Here is a 19,055-nt window from a genome sequence, read left to right as displayed (position 1 = left end):
TTTACCCTCATCAGTCAATTCAAAAATTTATGTCAAAACCTCAGAAACTTCCCATCGCACTCCTGGCAGGAGCTGGTGTTGCTGCCGGCCTGATCCTGTATAAATCAGTCACCAGTGTATCAATCCCCCGCGGCGCCAAAGCTGTCAGTCCTTTTGATGTAGAACGCTACCTGGGTAAATGGTACGAAATAGCCCGGCTGGACTACAAGTTTGAAAAAAACATGAATAATGTGACCGCTACCTACAGCTTCAACGATAACGGCACTATCCGGGTAGATAACAAAGGATATAACTACCAAAGCCAGCAATGGAAAGAAAGTGTGGGTAAAGCCAGATTCGTGGGTAGTTCAGATGTGGGCAGACTGAAAGTCTCCTTTTTCGGGCCGTTCTACGCCGGGTATAATGTAATCGCGCTGGATGATGAGTATCGCTACGCACTGGTGGCAGGTGATAACCTCAATTATATGTGGATACTGTCCCGGGAAACGACTATTCCGGATCATATTAAAGAAAACTACCTGGAGATTGCCCGGAATATCGGCTTTGAAACCGATGAACTGATATGGACTGAGCATAGTGAAGTTCCACTGGAGATATAGCATTATCCTATCATTATAACCTTACTATAAGGTCACTAAAAGGTCACCTCGATATCTCTGGGATATTGAGGTGACCTTTTAGTGACCTATTGATACCCTTCTGATGATGTTTTAATATCATAGTCGCATACTATCTTCACTATCTCTATATTATCCCCCACTAATACTCTACCATTCTAGTAGATTATTTTATTTTTGCAAATAATTTTACTATTTTCAACTCATGGCTATGCAGGATTTTAGTGACAATGAGCTACTTACCTCCCTCACAACAGGAGATGAAGCTGCTTTTACTGAAATTTATCACCGCTACTGGCAGCAGTTGTTGTCCATAGCGTGGAAGCACACCCATGACGAATCTTCGGCCAAGGAAATCGTGCAGGAAGTCCTGATCAATCTCTGGGACAGACGGGCCACCCAGGAAATCAAACAGCTCTCCAGCTACCTGGCAACCGCTATCAAGTTTTCCGTATTTAAACATTACCACCAGCAACAACGGAGAAAAAATATCCTCCACAGCATCTTCCGTTCCTCCGATAGTGCGGACGAAGAGAAGATCTATGCCAGGCTGCTGGACGACTATATCAATGGAATTGTAGAAAAACTGCCGGAAAAATGCAGGCAGGTATATAAACTAAGCAGGCTGGAAGGGAAAAATGCCCAACAGATCGCTGCCGTTATGAATATTTCTGAAAAGACCGCAGAAGCCCACCTCACCAAAGCCCTGCGTACCATTCGCCTCAATTTGCGGCATATCAATATGCTGTTCTTCTTCTAAATAAAGAATGCCTTTCCGTTTTGAGTTCACCGAAACCGGTCTTCTCCCTTCAAACAGGGTGTTTTTATATTTTTACAGGCATCAGGTTATCATTATCATGAAATGTTTTCCGCCCAGACAGGGGGGAATCGTCCATTCACATACATCCCCGTCCCTGAAAAAAAATTTTTCCTCCGACTAAGGGTAAAGGGTAGTGTTACGGTACATACTATTATAACGCCTTAAAATAGCATGGACAGCAATCACCTGGACCGCCTTATTCAGAAATATATTGATCGTACAGCTACACCTGCCGAACAGGAGGAGCTAAATAACTGGTACAGGGATTTTACCGGGGAAGAAGATCCGTTTCCAATGACGGATGAGCAGGAAGCCGTTGCCGGACAAGAAATGCTCTCCTACCTTCAGGGTCGCATTCAGCGCAAAAAACGCCCTTCTGTGGCAGTATTTGCCTCGCTGGCTGCAGCATGTATGCTAGGTGCTGTTATATATATGAACTGGACCACAACGCCGGAAAACCAGAATTTCGTCGCCAATATTCCTGCCGCCGCCAGCGAGAACCGCTTCATTTACCTGCCAGACAGTAGTAAAGTGGTACTGCATCCGGGGAGCAAGATGGACTACCAGTATAAAGGCAACAATCGTGAAGTGACATTGGAAGGCGAAGCGTATTTTGACGTCACCACTCATCCGGACCAACCATTCATTATTCATACCGGTCAGATTTCCACCACCATATTAGGGACTTCTCTCAATATCAAAACATATCAATCAGACAGTGTATCTGTATCAGTACTCTCTGGAAAAGTCCAGGTCACCGATGCCAATCAGCAAAAAACGATCCTGACCCCCAACCAGCAGGTAGTTTATAATCAGCACACCAACAACATTCAGCAGGTAAAAATTATTCAGGCCACTGTGATCGACTGGGCAAAATCAGATATGCAATTTCAGGATATGCCTTACGAGCAGCTGGCACAAAGACTGGAAAGAAGGTATGATGTAAGCATCGTATTCAAAAATCCGGCACTACAACATTGCCCTATCACGGGCCGGTTCTCAGGGACAGAATCACTCAACGAGGTATTGGATATCCTCTCACAAACAATGGGGACTACTTATTCAATGAACGGACGCATTGTAGAACTCGACGGTACAGCTTGTTTTAATCAGATCAACTAAAATCAAATTTAAAAATGTCAAAAACCAACCAGAATTAATTAGAACGCAAACACACAAAAAAAACTCCTCCGGCCGTAGGAAGCAATGAGGAGTTTACGTAAAAACTTATTGATCATTTAAACGTCTTCAAATTTATGCCAAAAGTTCAGCTTTTGCAAGGGGGAATCGTGCACCCGCTGCCAAAAGAAAAAACGCAACCAATTTTTTTGTTTATCATGAGAGTCACTGTGTGTGTATGCCTGTCATTAGTCATGTGTTTACATCTGCTAGCAGCTGCCAATGCATCCGGACAAAGCATCAAAGAAACAATGGTCAATTTTGAGGTTCATGATGTGAACCTGAAGACTTCCCTCGAGAAATTGCAGGAGCAGTCCGGCTTCAGCATTTTCTACTCCTCTAACCTATTGAATAAAGACAAAAAGGTAACGATCAGTGGGGGTACCCGCTCCGTTGCGCAGGTACTGGACCTGATCCTGAATGGTACCAACCTGGTCTATATCGACAAGGGTAGTAAAGTGATACTCCAGGAAAAGAAAATAATCGTAACCGCCAGGGATACATCAGCGCCATCCAATGGCATCATGATACATGGCATCGTTAAAGATGAAACAGGCGACCCGATTCCAGGTGCTACCATCCATGTAAAAAATGGTAAAAAATATGTGGCTGCTGATCAAAATGGTCATTTCTCTATCGAAGTAGAAGATCCTAATAGCGTACTGATATTCAGTATCGTAGGTTTTACCACCCAGGAAGTGGCCCTGAAAGGTCAGACCTCTTTCCCTGTCACCATGCAACGCAGCTTCAGCAGTCTGAGCGAGGTACAGGTGCTGGGTTACAGCTCCACTACCAAAAGAAATAATACCGGTGCGGTAAGTTCTATAAAAGCAAGTGAAATCGGCGTGCAAACGGTTTCTAACCCGCTCACTGCCCTGCAGGGTCACATAGCCGGTATGGAGATCACACAGGACAATGGTTTACCTGGCGGCGGCGTTCGCGTACGTATCCGCGGTAATGCCAGCATCATGAGTGGTTATCTCCCATTGTATGTAATAGACGGAGTTCCCTTCACGCTGTTCAATGGTAGTACACCGGCTACAGATGCGCTGAACGCCTATGGTATCTCCGGTGCCAGTGGTAGTCTCAGCCCTTTCAGTATGATCGCTCCCGAAGACATTGAGCGTATTGATGTACTGAAAGATGCAGATGCTACCGCCATCTATGGTTCCAAAGGTGCTAACGGCGTTGTCCTCATCACCACCAAAAAAGGGAGCCATGGTAATACCAAAGTAAGTGCAAACGTAAGCCATGGATATGGTGAAGTAAGCCGCTACATTCCTATGATGAACACGCAGGAATACCTGGCCATGCGTAAAGATGCCTTTACCAATGCAGGTACTACCCCTGGTGCGACAGATTTCGACCTGACCAAATGGGATCAGACAGCCTATACTGACTGGCAGAAATGGGCCATCGGTGGAAAAGCCAAAACAACCAATGCCATGGCTTCTGTGTCAGGCGGTAACTCTCAGAATACATTCCTCTACTCTACTTCTTACCGTAAAGAAGGAACCGTATTTCCGGGTGAAAACAATACCATCACTTTCTCCAACAGGATGAATGCAAGCCATAGCAGCAAGGACAACCGGTTCAATATCACTCTTTCCGCCAATTATACCTACATGAAGAGCGATATGCCCAGAACAGATCTCTCTGCCGTGTACAGCCTGCCGCCGAACTTCAATCCTTATAACACGGATGGTACGTTCAACTGGGACCTGGGTGTAGGTAGAAACCCTGCGGCCCTGCTTTTGCAGAAATATACCGGTCAGACTTACAACATGATCACTGACCTGAACCTGCGCTACAATATCATGAAGGACCTGGCAATCAAAGCCAACCTCGGTTTCTCGCAGACCAACCTTGAGCAGCAGGGTATCCAGCCTAACCGCTCTGTGAATTCTACAGCAACCTCAGATAACCAGTTGCAGGATTCGAAAAGCAAGAACGAAAACTGGATCGCTGAGCCATTCCTTGAGTACAATAGATCTTTCGGAGATGCACACTTGCAGGTAATTGGAGGTACAACCTTCCAGCAGACCAAAGCCACCAGTACTACACTGAGAGGGACCGGCTACAGCAGCGAAGCGCTCCTGCACGCCATCAGCGCAGCCAGCACGGTGATCGTATATGGCAGTAACTACTCCCTGTATAAATATGCTGCCGGATTTGGCCGCTTCAATTTCAACTACAAGGAGAAATACTACCTGGATGGTACCTTCAGAAGAGATGGTTCCTCCCGCTTCGGTATTAACAACCAGTTTGGTTCATTCGGTGCATTGGGTGCTGCATGGATCTTCTCACAGGAAGATTTCATGGCGGATATTAAGCCGGTCAGCTTCGGTAAACTACGCGCCAGCTACGGTATAACAGGTAACGACCAGATCGCGAACTATATGTATTCGCCTATCTACAATACGCTCAGTACTACTTATTCTTACATGGGCATTTCCGGACTGGTGGCGAATGGCTTAGCCAATCCTAACCTGAAATGGGAAACGACAAAAAAGCTGGATATCGCACTGGAACTGGGCTTCCTGAAAGACCGCATTATGCTGAAAACAGACTACTACCAGAACAGGACCTCGAACATGCTGGCGTATATTACGACTCCAATGCAGATCGGTGTCAATTCCTATGCCGGTAACCTGCCTGCTACCATTCAGAACAAAGGTTGGGAGTTCGAAGTGAATACAACCAATATTGCTACCAAAAACTTTTCGTGGACCACGACCCTGAACCTGACCATCAATCAAAACAAACTGCTGGCGTTTGACAATATTCAGAATTCATCCTATGCCACTACTTATACTGTAGGTAAATCGATCGATGCACCTAACCTGTTTCATTTCACAGGTGTAGATCCTACCACCGGTGCACCGATACTGGCAGACCTCAATAAGAGTGGTGCTGTCGATTTCAGTGATAGAAGCGTAGCTAAAATAGGCACACCATACTACGGTGGTCTGACCAACTCAGTTACTTACAAAGGGTTTACACTGGATTTCACCTTCCAGTTCAATCACAGGTACGGCTATCTGAACAGCACGCTGAACAATTATTTCTATCCGTTTGGATATGATATGACGAATCAGAGCACTGCTGTTCTGAACCGCTGGCACGGTGCGGGAGATGGAAGCAATATCCCGGGGGCGAGCAAGATCTATTCAGGCAACTATTACTACTATGCTAACTCTGATGCAAACTGGGGGGATGCATCTTTCATCAAGTTCAAAACTTTGAGCCTGACTTACAATCTGCCCAGAGCCTTGTTAAGCAAGGTGAAAATCGCCAATGCATCTATCTATGCAAGAGGTCAGAACCTCTACACATGGACAAAGCAAAAGTATACACTGGACCCGGAAACCACTCAACCTGGTACAGGTGCAGGCCTGGGTACTGGTCAGTATATTGCCGTACCACAGCTGCGTACGATGACTGTAGGTGTGAATTTATCATTATAAAAAAGCAGAGAGATAATGAAGAAACTATCATATATATTACTCGCATTGGGGCTTACCGCCACATCTTGCAAGAAGTTTGTAACAATAGACAACGCACCAAATTCATTGGCTTCGTCTGACGTGTTTGCAGCTGACGGGACAGCTACCAGCGCTGTAGTCGCCATGTATTCCTACTATATTACCACCAACTGCCTGCAGTATTACACCTGGACGGCAGAACTGCTGGCAGATAATATACAATACCGCTATTATAGCTCCACCCCCCTCATGGCAGAGTTCCAGAACGGGAATGTTACAACGACCAATAACAACGTTCGTAATTACCAGTGGTATTATCCGTTTTATGTCGTGGCCCAGGCCAATACCATGATCGACGGACTCTCCAAATCGACAACCCTGACGTCTTCTGTAAAGAACCAGCTACTGGGTGAGAGCTACTTTATGCGGGCCTTTCATTTCTTTTACCTGGCAAATTTCTTTGGCGGTGTACCATTGTCACTCGATCCGACCGCATTAAACAATGCGAACCTGCCAAGAGCTACAAAAGCTGAAGTATATGCCCAGGTGATCAGTGACCTGAAAGCCGCGGAAGCGTTGCTGCCAGGCACCTATACCGGCAACTTCCATGCAAGAGTGAACAAACATGCCGTGGAAGCCATGCTGGCAAGGGTATATCTGTACCAGAAAGATTATGCAGATGCGGTAACTTATGCGACCAAAGTGATCGGCGCGACAGATGTCACTTATACACTTTCTGACCTTGCCACAACGTTTAAGAATTCCAGCACAGAAACTATTTTACAGTTTGCTACCTACTATGGTTTAAGCAGCTTTGGTTATAGGGCATCTTCCGCAACTACGATTCCTAACTACTACCTGTACAACTCTTTCATGAACCAGTTTGAGACAGGAGATAACAGGAAAACATCGTGGACCGACAGTCTTGTGACCGGAGGTACTACTTATCGCCGTGTAAATAAATACAAACTGGGCTCTGCCACTGCAGGCGACGAGTACAATGTCGTATTGCGTCTTGCAGAACAATACCTGATTCGTGCAGAGGCCAATGCACAACTGAATAATACAGGAGCAGCACAAGCCGATCTGAATGCCATCCGTAACCGTGCAGGTCTGGGGAATACCACTGCTGCCACTAAGGACGATCTGCTCACGGCCATTGCACAGGAGCGCAGAATTGAACTGTTTGGCGAGTTTGGACATCGCTGGTTCGACCTTGTACGTACCGGGCAGGCAAATGCAGTACTCAGCCAGGCAAAATCAACCTGGGTACCAAGAGATACGCTGATGCCGGTTCCTGCAGGAGAAATCCTGACTAACCAAAAACTGACCCAGAACCCGGGTTACTAAAGATCTATTTGCTAAAAAGTATTCAAATGAGAAAGATTACAACATTGTGCGTTATCGCTGCTATCAGTTGTGCCTCGGTGAAGGCACAGCGTATGGATAGCCTTTACAAAGCTTATGACAAGCTGGCTGCTTCAAAAGATGAAAAAGACCAGGCTTACTTAAAAGCTGAGTTATATAAACATCTGCAAAGCAACAAGGAAACTGACTGGCAGCTGGCTGCGAATACTTTTTACCGCCTGAATAAAAAGGATGTCGTAGATTCTATTACAAAGGCCGAAAAGAAAAAGTTTCCTGCAGGTCTCTTAGTACGGGAAGATTATGCACGACTCATTTACGATCAGAAGGATCCTGTAAAGAAAGAAGCTATGTATCACGAGCTGATCAAACGCTTCCCTCCTGCTAAATTTGGCCAGGACAACAGGATTACGTACGATTACGTCAGGAATGCCATAGGAACGGCATATGCTGATGTCGATAGCGTAGCCAAAGCTGTAAAGTTTGCGAATATGATAGAGACCCCCGCCTGGAAAGCAGAAGGATCCGTTGGTGTGGCCAGGGTACTGGCCAACAAAGGCCACTTCAAAGAAGCGGAAATGCTCATGAGAAAGGCAATAGATACTGCTAACTCATTCAGAACAACCAGGGCAAAGGAACAAGGGGCGCAATTTGCAGCACTCGGATACCGTTCCTATAATGCGCTATTGGCCAGGATACTGTATGACGACAAGAACTATGAAGAATCGCTGAAATATGCAGAAAATGCCTATAAAGCATACAAAGAGAGTGATGAGGTAAATGGTGAGGTAATGGGCATCTATTCCAAAGCACTGATCGCCCTGGGCCGCGATAAAGAAGCTTTTGAAAAGATCGATGAAGCAGTGAGAGCTGGCCAGGGAAACGAAAGTATGAAGGCAGAGCTGAAAACGTTGTATACAAAAGTAAAGGGCAATGAAGGCTACGATGCATATATGGCGGAATTGAACCGGCAGCTGGTGGCGAAGATCAAAAAGGACCTGACCAAACAGATGATCAATACACCGGCGCCTGACTTCACCTTAACTGACCTGAACGGAAAGAATGTATCACTAAGTGAACTGAAAGGTAAAATCGTAGTGCTGGACTTCTGGGCTACCTGGTGCGGACCTTGTAAGAGATCCTTCCCTGTCATGAAACAGGCCGTAGAGCGCTATCAAAAAGACAACGATGTACAGTTCCTGTTTATTCATACCTGGGAAAGGGATGACAAGGCAGTAGCAGATACTAAAAAGTTTATTGCTGATCATAGCTACCCGTTTGAAGTGCTGATGGACCTGAATGAACACAAAGCTGCGACAGCTTATAAGGTCAGCAGTATTCCTGCAAAATTTGTGATAGACAAAGAAGGGAATATCCGGTTTAAGTTCTCCGGGTTCTCAGGTGGTGAAGATGCAGCGCTGGAAGAGATCTCCGCGATGATTTCACTGATCAGGGGATAATAACAACCGTATCTGCCCGGAATATTTCATTAAAAACGGTACCTGTATCCATCAGGTAGTTGCATAAGAAGAGCCTGTATCACCTGATACAGGCTCTTTCTCTTTTACTTAGTTGTGAAGTAAGTCTCTTTCAGATATTTGTAAATCATCGCTTCCTGTTTGTCAGTACTATCCCCTTCCTGTAAGTATCGCTTATAATATCGCTTCGCCACTACTGCATTCTTCATATTCACATCATACATTCTTCCGATACTGTATAAGTGCATGGGCGCCCGGCCCAGGTAGTAAGCGGTATCCATATTGGCAATAGCTGTTTTATACATTTTCAATTCTTCATCATTGGCAGCCATGGCAGCATAGTAGTCCGGCAGATTTTTAGACCGCGCCAGATCTATACAGGCATTCAACAACTGGTTACTTTCCTCATAGTGTTTCAATTTCGTTTGCGCCAGCGCTGCGTAATACATGATCTGCTCAGAAGGACTGTTATGATTTTCCAGGTAGGTGTTGATGTCAATACAGTACTGGTATTCCTTCAGCGCTAAACTGGCAGCGGTCACATAGCTCATGGCACCCGGCAGGACGACTGCATGCGCCATCAGGTATTTGCCAAGGGCAAGGCAGTCCTTATAATTCTTAAGAAAATATTTAGCCCTGATGGCAGTACCGATCAGGTAAAACCGGGTCGAATCTTTTTGCAGGCAGGCATTGAGAATGGAATCCGCAGCGATATACATTTCCTGCCCGATGCGTTCATCAGCAAGCCGGTTAACGGTTTTCGGATCATCGGGATTCATTGTATAAGCCTGTAACAATAAAGCGCGGCCTTCTTCAGTCTGATCATTGTCCAAAAGGGCGAAGCCCAGTTGACGGATAACAATTGAATTTTGAGGCCGTAAAGCGGCAATACGGCGAAGGTGAGGAATAGCGAGGATGTCCGCATGCTTCGCCAGGCAGATATTTGCAATATACTGATGCGCGGACACATTGTTACTATCCAGCGTCAATACCCGCTGATAAGTTTTAATGGCCTCGTTATTATTTCCTGACTGGTAAAAAGTATATGCCAGTAATGACTGCTGTTTAATATTATTCGTGTCTGAGTGGGCCTGCTGGTAAGCAATGGCACGTGGATAATCCTGTTCCTGCAGGTATTCCATCACGGAGTCCGCCTGTTGTGCCCAAAGTGAACCGGCCGGCAGGAACAATAGCAATAAAAGGGTTTTACGCATATTAACTAATTAATTAGTTTCAAAACTAAGTAATTAGTTTTATATAAAGAAATGTTCTTTTAATGCGAACCGGGGGCGACTATCATAAGTTCATTCCAAACCGATATTGCCCTTTTTGGAAAGACGGCCTACAATAGTGAGCAAAACCACCTACCTGAAGAAAAATATCTCTCCTATTTCCGTGAAGCGTCAGAATATTTATTATATTGGTTATCGTTATGAAAAAACTAATACCATTGTTAATCCTGTTGTGCGCGGGAACCTATGTACGTGCGCAGCATATGATAACCGTACAGGCATCACAGCATAGTTTTCCATTACCGGGAATTATTTGTATCGATCAGCAGGATGACTGGCTCGTCGGAAAGGCTGCAGAATTATTGAGGGATGATATATTTGCGGTCACTGGTAAACGACCTGCCATTAAAACAGCGATATCGTCTTCGCCATTGATCGTTATTGGCACGGTAAAATCTTCATTTGTTCATCAATTACAGCTGGATACTACTGATTTAAGTGGTAAATGGGAAGCGTATCGCATAGTGGCTTCTCCCGGAAGGATTGTGATACTGGGCAGTGATAAGAGAGGTGCGGCATATGGCGCGCTGGAATTGTCAAGGCAATTGGGGGTATCACCCTGGTATTGGTGGGCGGATGTACCGGTAAAGACGAAGGACCGGGTATATGTGCAGGAAGGACGGTATGATTTCGGGCCGCCATCGGTGCAGTACAGAGGGATCTTTATCAATGATGAGGCACCGGCATTCTCCAGGTGGACGCATGAGAAATTTGGCGGGTTTAATCATCTGGTATATGAGAAGGTGTTTGAATTGTTGCTGCGGTTAAGAGGGAATTATTTATGGCCGGCGATGTGGGGAAATGCGTTTAATGATGATGATACATTGAATCCTGTATTGGCGGATAAGTGGGGTATTGTGATGGGGACGAGTCATCATGAGCCGATGCTGAGGGCACAGGCGGAGTGGAAGCGGTACGGTAAAGGTCCGTGGGATTATGTAACGAATGATAGCGTGTTGCGGGATTTCTGGAGAAAGGGAATTGAGCATATGGGAAAGCATGAGAGCATAGTCACAGTGGGAATGCGGGGAGATGGCGACATGCCCATGAGCAATGAAACAGCGACGGAGTTGCTGGAGCGGATCGTGAAGGACCAGCGGAAGATAATCAGCGAAGTGACCGGCCGGCCGGCGGAGGAGACCCCGCAGATGTGGGCGTTGTATAAGGAGGTGCAGGACTATTATGATAAGGGAATGCGCGTGCCGGATGATGTGACCTTGTTATTGTGTGATGATAATTGGGGGAATATAAGGAGATTGCCGGAGCACGGTATGGTGAAGAATGTGGGGGCAGTGAAAAACGTGGGGGCAGTGAAAAACGTGGGTATGGTGAAGATGGCGGGTACGGTGACGAATGTAAGAGCGGGGAAGAAAGTGAGTAAGGGAAAGAAGGTCAGTACAGCGGACGACGTAAGTGCAGTACAGAGAGACGGGCTGGGCCCCAACACGAATGGCTCAACAACAGGGAAACGAAAAGGTGGATATGGAATTTATTATCATTTTGATTATGTCGGTGATCCGAGGAATTATAAATGGGTGAATACAAATAACCTGGCGCGCGTGTGGGAACAGCTGCATCTGGCAAAGATATATGGGGCAGATAAAGTGTGGATTGTAAATGTGGGGGACCTGAAGCCAATGGAATTACCAATCTCATTTTTCATGGACTATGCCTGGTCGGGAGGAGATACGATGAGGAATGGGTATACAGCGTTTGCCAGGGAAAACTTTGGGGAAGAGCTGATAGGCGACTATTTGAGGCAATACAGCGAGATGGCAGCAAGGCGTAAGCCGGAGTTACTGGATGAGTATAGTTATTCATTAAAGCAGTATAAGGAGATTGTAGCTGAATGGGCGGCGTTGGCTGAAAAAGTATGCGCTCACAAGTCTTCCGATGCGTATTACCAATTGGTGCAATACCCTGTAGAGGCAATGTACAATCTACACAGGTTATATTATGCGGTTGCATTGTATAAAAGCGATCGTGTTCAAAATAAAACGTGGGCAGATAGTGCCAGGAAGTATTATCTGCAGGATTCATTACTGACAATCGCTTATCATCACATCGCAAATGGTAAGTGGAATCATATGATGGACCAGACACATATAGGATATACTGGTTGGCAGCAACCTGAAACTAATAAAATGCCTGATTTGGCGGGCCCATATACGCCACCTGTATTTCCTGATATCTACAAAACGATTCCTGCTACAGGATATGTGGCGAAACGGGGTGACTGGAGCGTGATCAAGGGGATCGGGAAGTTTGGAGATGGGGTGACCAGCTTTGCAGTTGTTGAGGATGGGAACGCTCATAGCGATGCAGGGACTAATAGGACTGACGAGACGGACAACGCTGGCCAGTCTGCGTTGACAAACGAATTGACGTATGAATTCCAGGCAACGGGGAACACAAATATTTATCTGAACTTCTCTCCTACCCTGAATTTCACGCATGGGAAAGGGTTGACAATCGCAGTAGCTATTGATGGGGAGCATGAAGTGCAGATCCCGATTAATGCGAATGATGATAATAAAAAGGCGTGGGAGAAATGGGTAGCGAATAATATTATTCAGATAAAGATGTCACCTGTATTCAAACCCGGACTGCATCGATTGGTCTATTCCCAGCGGTCGCCGGGAATTGTATTGCAAAGTATTGAACTTGAAAACACTACAGTGGCGAAATAATATTGAGTAATTTCAAATTCATCAAATAATATTAATTTCAACTCAAACCATTGAATCCAACAATAAAATTTGCATCCACGAAATAAAAAACCATGACCCGTATTTTAATTATTTGTCTCTGCGCATGCCTGCAGGCAACGGCGCAACCATTAGTAAAGCACATCTACACAGCAGACCCTTCTGCTCACGTGTTCAATGGCCGGATCTACATCTACCCTTCGCATGATACCGCCACCGGTGTACCGGAAGATGATCTGGGCAGTCACTTTGATATGAAAGACTACCATGTATTATCCCTGGATCACGTAGGCGGTAAAGTAACAGATCATGGCGTTGCATTAAGCATCAAAGACGTACCCTGGGCAAAGCAACAATTGTGGGCGCCCGATGCCGCTTATGCAAATAATACTTACTACCTGTATTTCCCGGCGAAAGACAGTGCGGGCGTGTTTCACATTGGCGTTGCTACCAGCAGGAAACCAGAAGGGCCCTTTAAAGCACTGCCTAAACCTATTAAAGGAAGTTATAGTATCGATCCCTGTGTATTCAGAGATGCAGACGGCAGCTACTATATGTACTTCGGAGGCATATGGGGAGGACAGTTACAGAAATGGGATCACAACAAATACAACAGCAGTGCCGGGAACCGCGCCGCTGATCAGGCAGCAGCGCTACCAAGAGTGGCGAAGCTGAAAAAAGACATGACTGGTTTTGATGGTCAGGTAAAAGAAGTGGTATTGTTGGATGAAACCGGGAAACCATTTTACGAAAAGGATAATGATAAAAGGTTCTTTGAAGCTTCATGGGTACATAAGTACAAGGGAAAATATTACTTTTCTTATTCCACAGGAGATACCCATAACCTCTGTTATGCTACAGGAGATTCACCTTACGGACCATTTACCTATAAAGGAGTGATCATGACACCCGTTACCGGCTGGACAACCCATCATTCTATTGTTGAAAAAGATGGAAAGTGGTATTTGTTTTACCACGATGTAGAGTTATCTGGCAAAACTTATCTGAGAAATGTGAAGGTGACGGAGTTACATTATAAGGCAGATGGAAGTATTGAGACGATACACCCGGACAGCAAGTAATAAGGCTTATATCGGGCTGAAGTAAATCAAAAGGAACAAAGAGCAGGAATAAAAAACAAGATCTGGCTCAGAGATAGGATAAAAAAGCAGGAAGTAAATATTAAATGTTGAAACGATTGCTCATCGGCGCACGTCACAACATTTAACATTTACTTCCTTTTAATTTCATATAGACAATAAGCAACTTTGTGAGTTCCCAGAGGGCATGTTATTCAAAAAACCGGCCATCATCAGTAACCTGTATTTTGCGCAGCAATTCCGCCATCGGCTAATGCAGGGTTATTATCTATCTCCGCCTGGGGAATAGGCAACAATTCATCACGGTTCTTCCTGAAATAACTAATTGGATCCGTGGTAAAATACCCCATCTTACGCCATCTTAAAATATCCCTGTTGCGCACTTCCTCATCTCCCAATTCCACACTCCGCTCATGCATGATCGCCTTCGTCACCTGGTCTTTTGATCCTACAGGGAATTGGGCAGTGGGATAATGTGGCATTGCTACGCTCGGCCGATCTCTTACCTGGTTAAGGTACGCGACCGCACCTCCCAGATCCCCCGTTTCGTTCGCACATTCTGCCAACATCAGCAGTACATCCGCATAGCGAATAATGCGCTGATTATTCCCGCCGGGGTGATAAGATGCCGTAGAAAGACTTTGCTTATAAATCAGCATAAACTTACGCCAGCTGATCTTTTTTGTCACACCGTTCACTGTAGAGGAGTTACCATTCTGCATGGCATCAGTCAGCACATCTGCATCATTATTAAAACGATCACCTGTTTCATACACTGTCGATTTATAGCGGGGATCTGTTTTAGCAGCGCCTGTTGCTGTATTTTCAAATTCGTTCAGGAATTTATTAGATGGAATCAGGTTACGCCATGCTACCGGGGAATACTCCTGGTTGCGAATTGTAGACTGTGAGTTGGCAGCCCCATCACCGGTACCGCCCCAGTCAAAGGCATTGTCACCCTTGTCCACGAAAACCGCTTCCCAGATGGATTCAGCATTGAATTCTGTTTCTTCAAGGAAGTTATCGCTATAATTGTCAACCAAACGATAAAGGTTAGAGTTGACTACTTTCAACAAAGCCGCTTTGGCAGCAGCATAGTCCCCTTTCTGCATGTATACCCTCCCCAGCATTGCATTGGCAGCACCGGCAGTAATTTTACCCTGGTCAGCAGCTGAATAGGTGGCGCTTAACACACCTGCCGCATCTGTCAGGTCTTTGATGATCTGGTCGTACACAGCAGTTTCCGCAGCGCGTGCCTGGAACTGATTTGACAGGCTTACCGACTGCGTATAAATAGGAACAGGTCCCCAAAGGGTGACAAGTTCGAAATAGGCCCAGGCGCGGAAGAATTTAGCCTGTGCCACACACTGGTCACGTAACGCATCGTTGTCGGTTACATTTGGTGCACTACCGATCACCGTATTGGCACGATGAATAACGATATACAATCCCTGCCATACTGAACTCATAACCGGGTTATCGGCAGTGGTTGCGCCGTTCAGGATCTGACCACGGGGTACTTCCAGCTGGCCGCCGCCCGAGGAGACGTCGTCGCTACGGAGGTCGTGCACAAAGAACCATTCACGACCAATGAGGGTGCTGGCGTGAAAAGTGGAATAGATAGCATTTGTACCGCTTTGCAGTTCTGAACTGTTCTTGAAATATTTATCGAGGGGCACGTAAGACGGGTTGTTTTTGTCCAGGTCTTTTGTACAGCTTATACCACCCAGAAGTAGACAAGCGATGAATATGTATTTGTACATGTTTTCTGTTTTTATATAATAGAGTTAGATGGATGTTTCCACATGCGGGTCGCTACACCTGCCGGTTAAAAACCGGCCTGTAAGCCCAACTGGAATGACCTCGCTGCCGGATACTGCCCATAGTCTATACCATTTGTCAGTGTGGTATTCTTGGAACCGATTTCAGGATCCCAGCCCTTGTATTTTGTAAAGGTGAGCAGGTTCTGGGAAGACACATATATCCTGAGACTACTAATGAAGTGTATTGAATTGCGGGGCAATGTATAACCTATCATCAGGTTCTTCAATCGCAGGTAGGAGCCACTTTCAATCCATCTGTCAGATACACGCAGGTTTGAATTGGGGTCACCACTGATGGCACGTGGCACATCAGTATTCGTGTGCTCTGGTGTCCAGGCGTTCAGTACTTCTGTGCCTGCACCAAATAAGCGGGCCATTCCTTCACGGAGTACACGGGTACCATTAAAGATCTTATTGCCCTGTACCCCCTGGAAAAAGACAGAGAGATCAAATTGCTTCCAGTTAGCAGCATAGTTCAGGGAATAAGTATACTTAGGAATATAAGACCCAAGGAAAGTACGGTCTGCAGAGGTAATCACACCATCTCCATTCAGGTCTTTGAAACGGATATCACCAGGTGCGGTACTCTTGGCCGGATCTGTGCCCTGCAACTGAACAGGTCCTTTTTCCACTTCTCCCTGGTTCTGGAAGATGCCGTCAGTAACATAGCCATAAAATGACTGGATGGGCTGACCTGCCACTGTGCGGGTCATGTTACCATTTCCGAAGTCAGCGTCAGCACCTGCATCGATGGTCGCATTGGGTGTATTCAGGCTCAATATCTTGTTCCTGATAAAACCGATGTTACCGGTTACGTTGTAAGTAAATTGCCCTTGCGTATGGTTGTACCCGATCTGTAAGTCAACACCTGTATTCTTCATACTGGCAGCGTTGAGGTAAGAACCGGCGCCACCGTAACCGAAACTGAGCGGTGTAGGAATGGTGAGGATCAGGTTGTCAGTAAGACGACGGTACCATTCAGCAGTAAAGGTGATCTTATTATTAAAGAGACCCAGGTCGAGACCTACGTTAACCTGTTTGGTTTTTTCCCACTCCAGGTCTGCGCTGGTCAGCTGGTTGTAATAAGACGCATTGCCCACGTTGATCGTATTGCCAAACGGATAGGTGGCACCGTTAGCCTGTACGACCGCCTGCCATGGATATTCGTTTGCCAGGATCGAGTTCTGCAGAGCCGGGAAAATACCGATCGCATTTAGTCCGGTGACACCCCAACCACCACGGAGTTTCAGTTCTGAGATGGCGTTGACAGACTGCATAAACGCTTCCTTGTGCACCCGCCAGCCGGCAGATACAGAAGGGAAGTTCTGGAACTTCTTGCCTGGCGCCCATACTGATAAACCATCACGGCGAATGGCCGCGGTCAACAGGTATTTACTGTTATAATCGTAGCTCACACGTCCGATATAAGACTGTATCAGGGTGGCTGTTGTAGCAGTAAAGGCAGACACGTTGGTCGCGCCTACCAGCGTTTCGAGTTCATTGGTACTTTGGTTTCCTTTTTGGGATTCTCCGAAACTATTAGAGGGTTGTCTTTCAAATACAGCAATGGCATTGAGATGGTGTTTGCCAAACAATTTATCGAAGGTCAACTGTTCTGTATAGAGTAAGGTCGTTCTGTTAGAACGCTGGTCTGTAATAGTGGCAACAGTGGCATTCCGTCCTTTATCATTATAGATAGGGGCAAACTCATGCTGGAACTGGCCAACGTAGTCTGTGCCGAATACAGAGCGGAAACTGAGCCATGGCGTGAAGTTCACCTGTGCGTAAACAGTACCCAGGAGTTTAAATGTTTTACGATGTGCATCTCCGAGGAGCAAAGCATCTTCTACGGGGTTGGTTGGGTCTGCACCATCAACACTGTTTTCTGCGTTGCGGAAACCACCTTGTGTAGTAGGATCGTGAACCGGCAGGTAAGGCAGCGAACGGATTACGTTTGCGAGGCGGGTTCTGTTGCCGGAAGTGTTATCATACCGTTGGTTGGAAAAAGCGAGGAGCAGGTTCTCTCCTACTGTAAACACATTGCTGATATGATGTTCGGAATTGATGCGGAAATTACCTCTTTCATAGTTCACGCCCTGAGCAATCCCGTCCTGTTTGAAGTAGCCGCTGGACATATAAAAACTTGACTTCTCACTGGAGCCGCTAACGGAGAGATTGGTTTGGGTGATCAGGCCGCTTTTGAAATAAGCATCCTGCCAGTCAGTATTGGTTTGCGCGTAGGTCTGTGAAGTACCATCATAAATAGGAGAATTCCAGTTTGCATCTTCAAGACGTGGAGGCTTTGCAATGCCGGCGGCACCATTGAGGGCGCGTTCGTATTGCAGGTACTGCTGCGTGTTCAGCAGGTCTATCTTTTTCCAGGCAGTCTGTACACCCGTGTAGGTGTCAAGTCTGACGTCCAGTTTACCAAGACTATTACCTTTTTTAGTAGTAATGATGATAACGCCGTTCGTAGCACGGGAACCATAGATGGCGGCGGCGCTCGCATCCTTCAGGACTTCGACAGACAATACATCTTTGCTGTCAAAGCTGGCAAGATTGGAGGTCGGGAAACCATCGATCACATACAAAGGATCGGAAGCATAGCTGATAGAGCTGATACCTCTGATCCTGACGATGGGGTCAGCACCCGGAGAGCCGTTGTTGGTAACGGTCAGACCTGGTACGCGGCCTTGCAGGGCCTGTTGTACGCTGGCTACGGGCAACTCATTGAGTGTCTTACCGTTTACAGAAGCAACGGACCCGGTAACGGTTGCCTTTCTTTGAACACCATAACCAACTACTACAGTTTGTTCCAGGTTTCTGACATTGGGAGAAAGCGCGATGTTAAAATCGGTGGTATTACTGACTACGACTTCGCGGTTATTGAAACCGATGTAGGTAAATACGAGGACTTCGTCGTTAGCAGCTGTGATAGTATAAGAACCGTCGGGCGCAGTGACGGTACCACGTTGGGTGTTTTTGATCGCTATCGAGACCCCGGCAAGTGGATTTTTTGCTTCATCGGTGACCTTACCCTTGATGGCACGTTGGGCAAAGGTGGTCAACGGGAACAGGAAAAGTAAGAAGATAGGAACACACAGGATCCTCTTCAATGCCAGTGGCAAAGGGTGTTGATTCATAACGCTTGAAGGGTTTAAAAAATAAATGAGGATGTGACAATGAAT

General features: G+C 46.2%; 11 protein-coding genes. 8 read left to right on the top strand and 3 right to left on the bottom strand.

Annotated features, from left to right (window positions below):
• Window positions 1–29: 29 nt before the first annotated feature.
• From ABDW33_RS20095 to ABDW33_RS20070, 6 genes are all read left to right on the top strand, one after another.
• Window positions 30–599, top strand: a complete 570-nt coding sequence (locus ABDW33_RS20095; RefSeq protein ID WP_343691885.1) for a lipocalin family protein — start codon at window positions 30–32, stop codon at window positions 597–599.
• Between the two features lie 229 nt (window positions 600–828).
• Window positions 829–1,377 carry an RNA polymerase sigma-70 factor gene (locus ABDW33_RS20090; protein WP_343691884.1) on the top strand — a complete coding sequence of 183 codons (549 nt, stop codon included), beginning with the start codon at window positions 829–831 and terminating at the stop codon, window positions 1,375–1,377.
• Between the two features lie 231 nt (window positions 1,378–1,608).
• Window positions 1,609–2,559: a FecR domain-containing protein gene (locus ABDW33_RS20085; RefSeq protein WP_343691883.1), complete on the top strand. Its 951-nt coding sequence runs from the start codon at window positions 1,609–1,611 to the stop codon at window positions 2,557–2,559.
• Window positions 2,560–2,774: 215 nt separating this feature from the next.
• On the top strand, window positions 2,775–6,083 hold the full coding sequence (locus ABDW33_RS20080) for a SusC/RagA family TonB-linked outer membrane protein (RefSeq protein WP_343691882.1): 3,309 nt from the start codon (window positions 2,775–2,777) through the stop codon (window positions 6,081–6,083).
• A gap of 15 nt (window positions 6,084–6,098) precedes the next feature.
• On the top strand, window positions 6,099–7,451 hold the full coding sequence (locus ABDW33_RS20075; protein ID WP_343691881.1) for a RagB/SusD family nutrient uptake outer membrane protein: 1,353 nt from the start codon (window positions 6,099–6,101) through the stop codon (window positions 7,449–7,451).
• Between the two features lie 26 nt (window positions 7,452–7,477).
• Complete coding sequence (locus ABDW33_RS20070) at window positions 7,478–8,926, top strand: TlpA disulfide reductase family protein (RefSeq protein ID WP_343691880.1); 1,449 nt, start codon at window positions 7,478–7,480, stop codon at window positions 8,924–8,926.
• 104 nt (window positions 8,927–9,030) lie between these two features.
• Here ABDW33_RS20070 and ABDW33_RS20065 read toward each other — a convergent pair whose 3' ends face one another.
• Window positions 9,031–10,158 carry a tetratricopeptide repeat protein gene (locus ABDW33_RS20065; RefSeq protein ID WP_343691879.1) on the bottom strand — a complete coding sequence of 376 codons (1,128 nt, stop codon included), beginning with the start codon at window positions 10,156–10,158 and terminating at the stop codon, window positions 9,031–9,033.
• A gap of 218 nt (window positions 10,159–10,376) precedes the next feature.
• Here ABDW33_RS20065 and ABDW33_RS20060 point away from each other — a divergent pair, with 218 nt between their 5' ends.
• Together ABDW33_RS20060 and ABDW33_RS20055 are read left to right on the top strand one after the other, a co-directional pair.
• Window positions 10,377–12,926: a glycosyl hydrolase 115 family protein gene (locus ABDW33_RS20060; RefSeq protein WP_343691878.1), complete on the top strand. Its 2,550-nt coding sequence runs from the start codon at window positions 10,377–10,379 to the stop codon at window positions 12,924–12,926.
• Window positions 12,927–13,018: 92 nt separating this feature from the next.
• Window positions 13,019–14,026 carry a glycoside hydrolase family 43 protein gene (locus tag ABDW33_RS20055; protein ID WP_343691877.1) on the top strand — a complete coding sequence of 336 codons (1,008 nt, stop codon included), beginning with the start codon at window positions 13,019–13,021 and terminating at the stop codon, window positions 14,024–14,026.
• Window positions 14,027–14,256: 230 nt separating this feature from the next.
• Here the strand turns inward: ABDW33_RS20055 and ABDW33_RS20050 are convergent, their stop codons facing one another.
• Entirely contained in the window at window positions 14,257–15,807 is a 1,551-nt protein-coding gene (locus tag ABDW33_RS20050) for a RagB/SusD family nutrient uptake outer membrane protein (protein WP_343691876.1), read from the bottom strand.
• A gap of 65 nt (window positions 15,808–15,872) precedes the next feature.
• The gene (locus tag ABDW33_RS20045) at window positions 15,873–19,010 is read right to left on the bottom strand and encodes a TonB-dependent receptor (RefSeq protein ID WP_343691875.1); all 3,138 of its coding nucleotides are present in this window, start codon (window positions 19,008–19,010) and stop codon (window positions 15,873–15,875) included.
• Window positions 19,011–19,055 lie beyond the last annotated feature (45 nt).

It is taken from the genome of Chitinophaga sp. (assembly GCF_039596155.1).
Lineage (GTDB): Bacteria > Bacteroidota > Bacteroidia > Chitinophagales > Chitinophagaceae > Chitinophaga.
This window is presented reverse-complemented; position numbering and strand designations above follow the sequence as displayed.